Genomic DNA, 11,841 nt, shown 5'->3' with positions numbered 1-11,841 from the left:
ATGTACAGCCGCCACACCAAGGCACTGACTGATGAGTACCGATCCTTCCTTTGTCGATTACGTCATCGAGCAATCCGGCCTCGGCGGCCGCATCGGCTTCAAGCGCATGTTCGGCGAGTACGGCATCTACGTCGACGGCAAAGTGGTTGCCTTCGCCTGCGACAACAGCTTGTTCGTCAAGGGGGTGGACGCCACTGCAGCTCTGACGGCAGCCCTGCCGCGCCACCCACCCTACCCTGGCGCCAAACCCTATCCTGTCGCGGACGAATGGCTGGACGATGCGGACCGGTTGCAGGCCCTTCTCGTCTCGACCGCGACGGCCCTGCCCACGCCCAAACCCAAATCAGCCACGCGAGGCCCACGGAAGTAGGACAGACGCTGCACCCACAGCGGGTCGGTCGCCCGCACGGCTGCAAGGGCAGGACGTGCGTTCGGCCTCAGAGCGCGTGGCCGCGGCCCCGCCACCGCACGCAAACAAGGGACACGACATGCTTTCGATCTTCTGCATCCTGCTCGGTTCCGCCCTGGTTGCCCCGCCGCCAACCCAGGCACGCAGCTTCGAGGCGGACCCGTTCCTGTGGTTCGACCTGTCCGAACAGATGAGCGCCGACGTGCAGTTGGGCGACCTCGATGGCGATGGGGACCTGGATGCGGTGGTCGCCAATGGCAGGCACTGGGCCCAGCCGGACTTCGCCTTCCTCAACGCCGGCAACGGCCGCCTGCTGGAAGCCCGCGCCATCGGCAACGCGGCCATGCCCAGCTACGCCATCGGCCTGGCCGACCTGGACGGGGACAAGGATCTGGATGCAGTCGTCGTCCACGACGTACTGCCGCCGCAGGTGTTTCTTGGCGACGGCAAGGGGAACTTCACGCCCGGCCTGCGGCTGGGCACGCGCGGCGGCAACGCGCGGGGCGCGGTCCTTGCCGACGTGAACGAAGACCACGCACCGGACCTGGTCCTGGCGAGGCGGCACGACCCGGACGTGTTCTACCCCGGCGACGGCAAGGGCGGGTTCGGTGCCCCCCACACGCTCGGCAGCGCGGACGGCGCATCGACATCGGTTGCAGCTGCCGACTTCAACCGGGACGGCCATATCGACGTGGCGTTCGCTCGCAGGGACCGGCAGGCCAGCGTGGTGCTGCTTGGCGATGGCTCCGGCCGCTTCACCGAGTACGCCCTGCCCGGTAGCGTCGCCGATTCCCGCCGGGTCGTGGCCGGCGACTTCAACGGTGACGGCACGCCGGACCTGGCCCTGGGCGTGGTCGACGGCGCCAACCTGATCTACCTGGGCAGTGGATCGGGCCGGTTCGCGCAAGCCGTGCCGTTCGGCCCGGCGGACGCGCGGACCTACGCATTGGCGGCCGCCGATCTCGACCGCGACGGGGACCTTGACCTGGTAGAGGGCAACGACGGCCAGCCGAACGCGGTCTACTTCAATGACGGTTCGGGCAAGCACTTCGCCCGCGTGCAGCTCGGCGACGACGATGCGGACACCTATGGCATCGCGGCCGGCGACATGGATGGGGACGGTTATCCCGACCTGGTGTTCGCCAACTCCCAGAGCGTGAATGCGGTCTACCTCAACCGGCCGACCAAGCCGTCGGCGGGTACGGGGTCGAGGTCCGCAAGGAATCCGTAGTCACGCCCACGCCTCGGTGGGCGATCCGCTTTCGCGGTGGACACGCCCAGTCCCTTGCGTCCCGTCCCGCAAGAGGCCGGTGTGCCCCGCCACGTGATCGGGGTGGGCTCGAGCCCGCCCTGGCCGGCCTGCAAACGGACGTCCGTCGCCCAATCGACTCGGCGACGCCCCCCGTCGACGCTGTACCTCAGCGGAATTGGTCGCTCGCAGGTACCCATGAACTGGTCGCCGGCGCGGGGGCCCGCATCGGCCGTGGCGGTCCGTCCACGACGTCCGGACACCCGGGCGGCAACGGACCGCCACTGACGCGGGCAGCGGCACACTGCGCAGCATTGTCCAGATGGACGGGCGCAGCAGGGACGGGCGTCGTGGCCGGTTTCGCCACGCTGGCGGATGCCGTCGGATCGAGCGACTCCACCGGCGCCAGATTCAGGCGCTTGTAGAGGTCCGGATCGCTCGCGGCTTTCGCGGGCGGATCGCCGCCGCAGCCGAACAGCGCGAGGGGGAACAGCGGGCTGACCTTGCAGTTGAGCCGCACGCCCCGCGGCAGGTGGAAGGTGTGCTTGATGGTGGTCTTCTCGACCGCGTGGCGCAGCGCAGTGTCGATCGAGCTCTCGCCTTCGGGCGCCCAGTCGTCTTCGAAGCGCGTCGGCCGATAGCCGATGTCGGGCGCGCGGTGGTCCATGATTTCGGCGTCACCGTGCGGCTTGAGCTGGATGTAGCTGCCCAGCCGGCCTTTCCCGACGCCCTCGGCCGCACCCGGCTGCGCGTTGCCCTGCCTGCCCTCGCCCTGCCCCTTGCCCTGCCCGGCCTGCGGGGCGGGCGTGCCGTTGGCGTTGGCGGTCTCGGGCGCCCCTTCGCGGGCGCCCGGGGTGCCGGTGTCGCTGCCTTGTGGTGCCGCCTCGGGGGCACTGGCAGGCGCGTTCTCCTGCGCGCTCGCGCTGCCCGGTGCGGTGGCGGCTTCGCCGGCGGGTGCGGCCGGCGCGGCCGCTTGCCCCGGCGTGGGTTCGCTCGAGGGCGTGACGGCGACCTGCGGGCGGGCCAGGACAATGGATGCCGCGGGCGCGTTCGCCGTGGGCAGGTCGATGGCGGGCACGTCGATGGCGGGCGCGGCCGGCTGCGGCGCGGCAGGTGCGGCCGTCGCCTCCAGCGGCACGGCTGAGAGCCTTGGCTCGGCGAGCTGGATGCTGGGCGCCTGAACGCGCGGGCGTTCGCGGGGCACCAGCGGCGTCGGCGCGCTGAGCTGTGGCGCCAGGTTGATGGTGGGCGCGGCTTGCGCCGGCAACGGAATCGCCTCGACCTCGGGCGTGGCTGGCGCGGCCGGCGGTTGCGGACGCACCAGTTCCACCGTACTGGGCGGCAGCGCCTTCGGCGGCGCCACCTGGTCCAGCGCAATGCGGGGAGCCGCCACTGGCGGGGCCGCCTGCGCGGGCACGGCAGGCATCGCCAGCGAAGGCGGCGTGGGCATCGGCCGGTTGCCTTCGGGCTGCGGTTTGCGCACGGGCTCGGGCTGGAATTTCGGTGGTACCGGGCGTATCGCCGCCGGCGTGTCCAGGTTGATCCGGGGCGGCGTGCCGGCGAGCGGCACGGGCGTGAGGTCCGGCGTGGGCTGCGGACGCGGCAGCGTTCGCGGCGGGGCCGGCGCGGCGGCTTTGGCAATCTCGATGGTCGCCTTGGGTGCAGTCACGGTGATGACTGGCGTGTCGGGCCTGGCGGGCGTCGGTGTCGCTGGCGTAGCCGGCGCCTGCGTCGCCGTAGCCGTGCTCGTGTTGCCGCGGTGGCGGGGCCCCACGCGCTTGGGCGGCGTGCCGCGCACCGGCGGCGGAGGCGGCGGCTCGGGCTTGTCGATCAGGCGCACCTGCAGCGGCTCGCTCTTGTATTCGGGTTCCTGCAGGTCGTAGGCAGGGCCGAGAATGGCCCCGAACAACACCATCAGATGGACCAGCAACGTGCCGGCGAGGCCGGCGATGCGCAGGCCGCGGTCGTGCGGCCGTTCAGCGCGCCGGCGGCGGTAGACGATGGCTTCCGACGCGGCCTCGCGCGGCGAGCGCAGCATGACCACCGGGCGCGCGTCGGCGGGCGAGTCGCTCGGCTTGTCCGCGGGGGGCTGGGGCATGGCGAAAGTGTAGCTTGCGGGGTGGCTGCGCCGCGGGCGCGTGAAACGCCGGCCGATGCGCCCGCCTTGCGATGGCGCACGTCACGGCTTGCGGCAATGCGCCGGCAACGGTTTGCCCGCCTGGCGCGCTTCGCCGCATTCGGCATCCACCGCGCGCGCGGGCGTATCGACCGGGCAGCCGTGCGGCAGCGGCTTGCCGTCGCGGTATAGGGCGATGCACTCGGACAGCTTGCGCGCCGGCGGCTCCAGTTCCCTGGCCAGCGGCGCCGGGGCCATGTCGAGGCGCTCGTCCCCGTCCTTCTTCGAGGGTGGCGCGGGCGGCATCGTGCAATTGGGCGTGGGGATACCGAACAGCGTCTTGCATTTGAGGTGGATGCCATGGCCGAGGCTGACCGATTTCTTTTCGCCGGTGTGGGTAGCGCGGAGGATGCCGCGGCGGGCCTGTCCCAGGATCGTCTCGTCCGGCGGCGGGAAGTACTCCTCGAAGCGCGTGGCCTGGTACTTGATCGGCGTGTCGTGGCGCATCACCCGGCTGTCGCCCTGTGGCATGCGCTGGACGTAGCCGGGCGTCGGCGTGGCGACGGTCGCGGCGCCAGCCGGAAGCAGGGGCTGGCCGGGGCTGTCGTAGAGGCGTGGCGTCACGGCCGTCACGGCGCTGGCCGGGGCGGGGAGGCTGGCGGTCATCGCGTCCTGGCGTGGCCGCTCGCGCACCGGTGGTGCCGCCGGCGTGGCGGACGGTGGCTTCGGCACGGCAGGCGGTGCTGCGTGAGCCGTCGCGGGCGGACGCGCGATCAGGCGCACCTGCAACGCACCGCCGACGCGGGCATGGACGACTTCGCGCGCCGGCCGTGGCTGCATCTCCCACCACACGACAATGGCGAACAGGCCATGCAGCGCCAGCATGAGGACCAGCGCGAGGCGATACCGCCAGGGTTCGCGCGGCGGCGTCCGCTCGCGCCGGGCGCGCAGCAGCGCGCGGGTGTCCTCGTCCAGCGGCGCCAGTCCGGCGCGCGGCGAAGGGGGACGCCAACGATGGGGCGGGACCTGCGGCGGGGAAACGATGGGAAAAGCTCCGTGCGTGGGGAAGCGGGCCGTCTCATGCCCGCCTTCGCAAGACCATCACGTTTCCAGGGGGTTCCCGCCCGCATTGCAACTTGACCGCGCGCACCGATCGCACAAGGCTACACAGGCGGCACCCGCCGCACCCCGCCATGACCGCCCCGCCCGCGCTCGCGCGCTTGAGGACGACCATGACGGCCCGCCATCGTCAGCCGCCATGCGCGGCCTCGTGCGGCGCCGTTCATGCCGATGCGAGTCCCGCGCCCCGCAAGAGGAGGGTCGCATCGTGTCGTACAACACGGGAAACATCCGCAACATCGCGCTCGCCGGCCACGCCGGCACCGGCAAGACCACGTTGTTCGAAGCCCTGCTGCATGCCGGCGGCGTCATCCAGACGATCGGTTCGGTCGAACGCGGCACCACCCAGTCGGACACTGACGCGCAGGAAAAGGCGCGCGGGCATTCCATCGACAGCACCATCGCGAGCATCGACCGCGACGGCTGCCACATCAACCTGATCGACACCGCCGGCTACGCCGATTTCCGTGGCGCCACGCTGGCGGCGTTCGCGGCCGTGGAGACGGTGGCGATCGTGGTCAACGCCGGCAACGGCGTCGAGCACGGTACCCGGCGCATGATGGAGCGGGCGCGCGAGCGCGGCCTGGCGCGCGTGCTGGTGGTCAACAAGATCGACACCGAGGGCGCGCGTCTGGCGATGCTGGTCGACACGCTGCGCGACGAGTTCGGGCCGGAGTGCCTGCCGGTGAACCTGCCCGCTCAGGGCGGCACGCAGGTGCTCGATTGCTTCTTCCACAGTGACGGCACGACCGATTTCTCCTCGCTGGCCGCGGCGCACCAGCAGATCGTGGACCAGGTGGTGGAGATCAACGAAGCAACCATGGGCGCCTACCTCGACCAGGGCGAAGGGGCGCTCAGCCGCGAACAGTTGCACGACGCGTTCGAGCAATGCCTGCGCGAAGGCCACCTGGTGCCGATCTGTTTCGTCAGCGCGCGCACCGGCGTGGGCGCCGCGGAGTTCCTGGACCTTGCAGGCCGCCTGCTGCCCAATCCGGCCGAGGGCAATCCGCCGCCGTTCGTCGATGGGCAGGGCGAGGCGATCACGGTCGACGGCGATCCGGCCAAGCACGTCATCGCGGACGTCTTCAAGATCGTCAACGATCCGTTCGTCGGCAAGCTGGGCGTGTTCCGCGTGTGGCAGGGCACGATCCGGCGCGACACGCAGTTGTTCGTCGATGATTCGCGCAAGCCGTTCAAGGTGGGCCACCTGTTCCGCCTCGACGGCAAGGCGCACGTGGAGATCGAGCAGGCGATCGCAGGCGACATTGCGGCGGTGGCCAAGGTGGAAGAGATCCACTTTGACGCCGTGCTGCACGACTCGCACGAAGAGGACGGCATCCACCTCGCGTCGATGGATTACCCGCAGCCGATGTTCGCCCTGGCGCTCACGCCCCGGCACAAGGGCCAGGAGCAGAAGCTCTCGCAGGCGCTGGCGCGGCTGGCCGAGGAGGACCCGTGCCTGCGCATGGAGCACCACAAGGAGCTCAACGAGACCGTGGTGCGCGGGCTGTCGGAGCTGCACCTGAAGGTCATGCTCGAACGCATGCGCGAGCGCTACGGCGTGGAGGTGGATACACATCCGCCGCGCATTGCCTACCGCGAGACCATCGCCGCGCACGCCGACGGCCACCACCGGCACAAGAAGCAGACCGGCGGGGCGGGGCAGTTCGGCGAGGTGTTCCTGCGCGTGGACCCGCTCGATCGCGGCGCCGGCTTCGAGTTCGTCGACGAGGTCAAGGGCGGCGTGATCCCCAACCAGTTCCTGCCGGCAATCGAGAAGGGCGTGCGCCAGGCGATGGAGAACGGCGCGGTCGCCGGCTATCCGATGCAGGACCTGCGCGTGACCGTGTATGACGGCAAGTACCACCCGGTGGATTCGAAGGAGGTGGCGTTCGTCAGCGCGGGCAGGAAGGCGTTCATGGACGCGGTGGGCAAGGCGCGGCCGATCGTGCTGGAGCCCATCGTGGATGTGGAAGTCGCCATCCCCGAGGCCAGCGTGGGCGACGTCACCGGCAGTCTCGCCGGCAAGCGCGCGCGCATCATGGGTACCGATACGCAGCGTGGCGGCGAGTTGCTGATCCGGGCGCAGGCGCCGCTGGCGGAGCTGACCGACTACCCGACCGAACTGAAGGCAATGACGGGGGGCCAGGGCCGCTACAGCCTGGATCTGTCGCACTACGAGCCGGTGCCGCCTCCGGTGCAGAGGCAGCTTTCCGAGGCGTGGAAGCCGCATGCGGAGGAGGATTGAGGGCTGAGGCAAGGCCTCCCCCATCCGCCTGTCGGCACCTTCCCCCGTGGAACGGGGGGAAGGATCACGGTGGAGGCCGCGCTGGCTGCTCGTGGCCCGCACGTGGGGGAGGGATGACCGGGGGCCAGCGCTTCCGACCCATCCCAGCAAGGGGGATTCCGGGGAAGGCCACGCCAGCCGTTCGTCCCCCGCACGCGGGCGCAGGCCACGCTGGAACCCCGCTAACGATCCTTCCCCCGCGCGCGGGGGAAGGGGCCCGCAGGGCGGATGGGGGAAGTCTTGCGGGAAGCCTCCGGACTCAGGCCGCCAGCGCCTCGATCACCGCGTTGGCGAACGCCGGAATGTCATCCGGCTTGCGGCTAGTGATCAGGTTGCCGTCGCGCACGACCTCGCGGTCCTCCCACTTGGCGCCGGCATTTTCCAGGTCCTGCCTCAGCGACGGCCACGAGGTCACCTTGCGGCCATCGACCTGGCCCGCGTTGATCAGCGTCCACGGCCCGTGGCAGATCGCCGCGACCGTCTTGCCGGCCTTGGCGAACGCCTGCACCAGTTCCACTGCGGCCGGCTGCGTGCGCAGCTTGTCGGGGTTGATCACCCCGCCCGGCAACACCAGCGCGTCGAAGTCCGAGGCATCGACCTCCTCCAGCTTCATGTCCACCGGCACGCTGCCGGCCCAGTCACCGCCCTTCCAGCCCTTGATTTCCTTGGCGTCGCCGGGCGCGACCACCTGCACGTCGGCGCCGGCTTCCTCGAGCAGTCGCTTGGGTTCGGTCAGTTCGGAATACTCGAACCCGTCGGTGGCGAGCACGGCGATGGCGCGGCCGCTGAGCTTCTTCGATGGCGTCATGGTGGTCTCCTGCGAATGAAACGGGGAGCATGACGCGTGCTGCATGCGCAAGGCGTCTTGCGCATGTCATCCGGGCGTTAGTGCTTGGGCTTGAGCAACGTCCCGGTGCAGTTGGGCGACCCGCACAGACACTGCCACAGCTTCTTCAGCCGCGCGGTGTAGGGCACATCCAGCACGATGCCGTAGTCGTAGGTCAGTTCCTCGCCCGGCTTGATGTCGCGGATGGCCTCGATCAGGACGCGGTCCTTGCGCGGGTTGCCGCTTTCGCTTTCCTCCACCACGGCGCGGCAGTTCGGCGCACAGCTGTGGTTGATCCAGCGCGCGGTATTGCCCTTGCGGTTGGCATCGATGATGTAGTCGTCGTTGAGCGTGAACAGGAACGTGTGCCCGGTCTCGCCGCCGTCGCCGTACATGTCGTCGGCCTCGGCGTGGGTCATCAGCGTGCCCTTGTACTCGACGATCTCCTCGCCCTTCTTGATCGGCGCGGTGGCGAACACGCCATTGCCGTGGATGGGGGAGCGGCGTGCGACGTAGCGGCGTGACATGCGTGGGGAACCCTGGGGCGAAAGACGCTGATGATGCCCGTTCGGCGCGCACCGCGAAACCACGCCAACCGTCGCGTCCGCCGTTCGGCTGACGCGGACCGGCCGGCTATGGTTAGAATCAGGGATTCGAACGATCGTTTGGAGTATCCCACGATGCGTTTCCTGCGCTGGATCGTCCCGCTGTCGCTGGCCCTCGCCCTGATCGCCTGCGGCCCGCCCCGCAAGAGCGTGTTCCCGCCCACCGTGAGCATCCAGCAGCTGGAGCTTGCGCCCGGCGGTGCCTGGCGGCTGACCGTGCGCATCCAGAACAACAGCTACGGCGGCATGGATTTCACCGCGCTCGACGCGCAGCTGGCGATGGCCGACAGCGTGCCGGTGCGCGTGCACGGCAACTTCGAGCGCGACATCCCCGCCTTCGCTGGCGACTCGGTCCAGATCGACGTGCTGCCGACGCCGGCAATGGCCAAGGCCCTGGCGGCCAGCGCCGCGAAGGGCAGTGCCGGCGCGCTGCCCTACACGCTCTCCGGCAGCGTCCGGGCCAAACCGGAGCAGGAGAAGGCGCCGCGCGATTTCGACTTCTCCGGCAAGGACTGGCTCTCGCCGGTGCCGGGCATCGCCAATACCTGGCGCTGACCACGCCCCCGCACACACCGCAATGGCCGGCTGAAGCCCGCCCTACGCTTGATCCGAGGAACTTCCGATGACGATGTACAAGGCCCCGCTCGACGACATGCGCTTCGTGCTGCACGACCTGTTCCGCGCGGAGGCCACGCTGACGCCGCTGGCCGGCGGCGAGGGCCACACCCGCGATCTGCTCGATGCGGTGCTGGAGGAAGCGGCGCGCTTCAACGAGCAGGTGCTCGCCCCGCTCAACGCCTCCGGGGACGCCGAGGGTTGCCACTTCGACAAGGCGACCGCCACGGTCACTACCCCGAAGGGCTTCAAGGAGGCCTACCGCACCTACGTCGAAGGCGGCTGGGCTGGCCTGACCATGCCCGAGACGATGGGCGGCCAGGCGCTGCCGGAAGTCATCGGCGTGGCGATGAAGGAGATGCTCGACTCGGCCAACCTCGCCTGGGGCAACTACCCGCTGCTCAGCCAGGGCGCGGCGCACGCGCTGCAGCTGCACGGCGACGACTGGCAGAAGGAGGTCTTCCTCAAGCCGATGGTCGAGGGCCGCTGGTGCGGCAGCATGTGCCTGACCGAGCCGCAGGCCGGCTCCGATCTGGGCCTGCTCAAGACCCGCGCCGAACCCGCCGCCGACGGCAGCTACCGCGTCACCGGGACCAAGATCTTCATCACCGCCGGCGAGCACGACCTCACCGAGAACATCGTGCACCTGGTGCTGGCCCGCCTGCCCGACGCGCCAGCCGGCAGCCGTGGCATCTCGCTGTTCGTGGTGCCGAAGTTCAAGGTCGCGCGCGACGGCTCCATGGGCGCGCGCAACGCGGTCGCTGCCGGTGCGATCGAGCACAAGATGGGCATCCACGGCTCGCCCACCTGCGTGATGAACTTCGACGGCGCCGAAGGCTGGCTGATCGGCCAGCCGCACAAGGGGCTGTTCGGGATGTTCACGATGATGAACGCGGCTCGCCTGGCGGTCGGCGTGCAGGGCATCGGCCTGGCCGAGCGCGGCCTGCAGAACAGCCTCAACTACGCCCGCGAGCGCCTGCAGGGCCGCGCGCTGAGCGGCCCGGTCTACCCCGACAAGCCGGCCGACCCGCTGGTGGTGCATCCGGACGTGCGCCGCATGCTGCTGACCCAGCGCGCCATCGTCGAGGGCGGCCGCGCGCTGATGCTGTACGCCGCGCTGCAGCTGGACGTCGAGGAGCGCGCCGCCGACGAGGCCGCGCGGGCGAAGGCCGGCGAGCTGGTCGCGTTCCTGATCCCGATCGTGAAGGGCGTGCTCACCGAGCTGGCGCAGGAGAGCGTCAAGGAAGCGCTGCAGATTTACGGCGGCCACGGCTACATCGCCGAGAACGGCGTCGAGCAGTTCGTGCGCGACGCCCGCATCATCACGCTCTACGAGGGCACCACCGGCATCCAGGCGATGGACCTGCTGGGCCGCAAGATCATGCAGCTCAAGGGTGCGGGCTTCCGCCACTTCCTGGAGGAGATCGCCGGCTTCTGCCAGCAGCACGCGGGCGACGCGGCGCTGGGCGAATTCATCGGGCCGCTGTCGAAGGCGGCCAAGGAGTGGCAGGCGCTCACGATGGCGCTGGCCGAGCGCGCGCAGGCCAACCCGGAAGAGCTGGGCGCGGCGGCGGTGGACTACCTCTACTACTCCGGTTACGTGGCGCTGGCCTACATGTGGGCGCGCAGCGTGGCGGCCGCCGAGGGCAGCGCGCAGTCCGCGGCGTTCAGGCAGGCCAAGCGGGATACCGCACGGTTCTATTTCGCGCGGATGCTGCCGCGTTGCGCGGCCCATCGCGCGGCGATCGAGGAAGGCGTGGCGAGCATTCCCGCCGTGAGTTGAGGCCGGCGCAGGGTGGACTCCGGCCCTGCCTGCCATCGTCGCGAGGTGGCGGTGGGCCGAAGCCCACCCTGCCTCAGTCGCGCCAGATCAGGCTTGCGAAACGGCCGCTGCTGGCGCCATCACGACGATAGGAATAGAAGCGCTCGTCGACCAGCGTGTCGAAGCCGCCGCCATGGATGCGTGTCACGCCAGCGGCGGCCAGTTTCTGTCGCGCCAGGCCGGCCAGATCGCAGCGCCAGTGGCCGGGCCGCGTCGCGGTGAAGCAGGTGGACGCTTGCGCGTTCCGCTCCACGAACGCCGCGCGCACTTCCTCGCCTACCTCGTAGGAAGGTGCGCCGATGCAGGGCCCCAGCCATGCCATCAGCCGTGCAGGCGCCGTCCCCATCGCGTCCATCGTCGCCTCCAGCACACCCGCGGCCAGGCCGCGCCAACCCGCATGCGCAGCGCCGATGCGCGCGCCGTCCTCGCTGCAGAACAATACCGGCAGGCAGTCGGCCGTGAGGATCGCCAGCACCGTGCCGGGCAGGTGCGCCACGGCCGCGTCCGCCTGCGGCTCCTCGTCGCTGGCAAGCGGTCCGAGTTGCGCGACGGTGGTGCCGTGCACCTGGCGTAACCAGCGCGGCCCGGACGGCAGGTCGAGTGCGTGGCCCAGCGCGTCGCGGTTGCTCGCTACCGCCTCGCTGCTGTCGCCGCTGCGCAGGCCGAGGTTGAAGCGCGCGTAGGCGCCGGTGGAAATGCCCGGGCCGTGGCGCGTGGTCACGGCCGCATGCACGCCACGCGGCGCGGGCCAGTCGGGGAGGATCCAGGGTTCGGTCACGGGGATGGCCGTCTC

Annotated in this window: 10 protein-coding genes; 5 read left to right on the top strand and 5 right to left on the bottom strand. The window is 70.4% G+C overall.

The features are described 5' to 3' along the window. Window positions 1-31 precede the first annotated feature (31 nt). A complete protein-coding gene (locus tag ACFWZU_RS01145) occupies window positions 32-370 on the top strand; it encodes a TfoX/Sxy family protein (RefSeq protein WP_439699575.1) in 339 nt (112 codons plus the stop codon). 118 nt (window positions 371-488) lie between these two features. Then, on the top strand, window positions 489-1,640 hold the full coding sequence (locus tag ACFWZU_RS01140) for an FG-GAP repeat domain-containing protein (protein ID WP_439699574.1): 1,152 nt from the start codon (window positions 489-491) through the stop codon (window positions 1,638-1,640). 187 nt (window positions 1,641-1,827) lie between these two features. Here ACFWZU_RS01140 and ACFWZU_RS01135 read toward each other — a convergent pair whose 3' ends face one another. Together ACFWZU_RS01135 and ACFWZU_RS01130 are read right to left on the bottom strand one after the other, a co-directional pair. Next, complete coding sequence (locus ACFWZU_RS01135; protein ID WP_439699573.1) at window positions 1,828-3,756, bottom strand: hypothetical protein; 1,929 nt, start codon at window positions 3,754-3,756, stop codon at window positions 1,828-1,830. 81 nt (window positions 3,757-3,837) lie between these two features. Next, entirely contained in the window at window positions 3,838-4,659 is an 822-nt protein-coding gene (locus ACFWZU_RS01130; RefSeq protein WP_439699572.1) for a hypothetical protein, read from the bottom strand. A gap of 442 nt (window positions 4,660-5,101) precedes the next feature. Here ACFWZU_RS01130 and fusA point away from each other — a divergent pair, with 442 nt between their 5' ends. Next, entirely contained in the window at window positions 5,102-7,141 is a 2,040-nt protein-coding gene (fusA, locus tag ACFWZU_RS01125) for an elongation factor G (protein WP_439699571.1), read from the top strand. Window positions 7,142-7,439: 298 nt separating this feature from the next. On the opposite strand, the gene ACFWZU_RS01120 is transcribed toward fusA, so the two are convergent. Both ACFWZU_RS01120 and ACFWZU_RS01115 read right to left on the bottom strand, forming a co-directional pair. Then, entirely contained in the window at window positions 7,440-7,988 is a 549-nt protein-coding gene (locus ACFWZU_RS01120) for a type 1 glutamine amidotransferase domain-containing protein (protein ID WP_439699570.1), read from the bottom strand. A gap of 77 nt (window positions 7,989-8,065) precedes the next feature. After that, entirely contained in the window at window positions 8,066-8,533 is a 468-nt protein-coding gene (locus ACFWZU_RS01115) for an SET domain-containing protein (RefSeq protein WP_439699569.1), read from the bottom strand. Between the two features lie 153 nt (window positions 8,534-8,686). On the opposite strand from ACFWZU_RS01115, the gene ACFWZU_RS01110 reads away from it, so the two are divergent. Both ACFWZU_RS01110 and ACFWZU_RS01105 read left to right on the top strand, forming a co-directional pair. Further along, window positions 8,687-9,166, top strand: coding sequence for a hypothetical protein (locus tag ACFWZU_RS01110; RefSeq protein ID WP_439699568.1), 480 nt, complete (start codon window positions 8,687-8,689; stop codon window positions 9,164-9,166). 67 nt (window positions 9,167-9,233) lie between these two features. Further along, complete coding sequence (locus ACFWZU_RS01105; protein ID WP_439699567.1) at window positions 9,234-11,009, top strand: acyl-CoA dehydrogenase C-terminal domain-containing protein; 1,776 nt, start codon at window positions 9,234-9,236, stop codon at window positions 11,007-11,009. 73 nt (window positions 11,010-11,082) lie between these two features. On the opposite strand, the gene pgeF is transcribed toward ACFWZU_RS01105, so the two are convergent. Then, a complete protein-coding gene (pgeF, locus tag ACFWZU_RS01100; protein WP_439699566.1) occupies window positions 11,083-11,826 on the bottom strand; it encodes a peptidoglycan editing factor PgeF in 744 nt (247 codons plus the stop codon). Between the last annotated feature and the right edge of the window lie 15 nt (window positions 11,827-11,841).

It is taken from the genome of Frateuria sp. GZRR33, assembly GCF_051900425.1.
Classification (GTDB): Bacteria; Pseudomonadota; Gammaproteobacteria; order Xanthomonadales; family Rhodanobacteraceae; genus Frateuria_A.
This window is presented reverse-complemented; position numbering and strand designations above follow the sequence as displayed.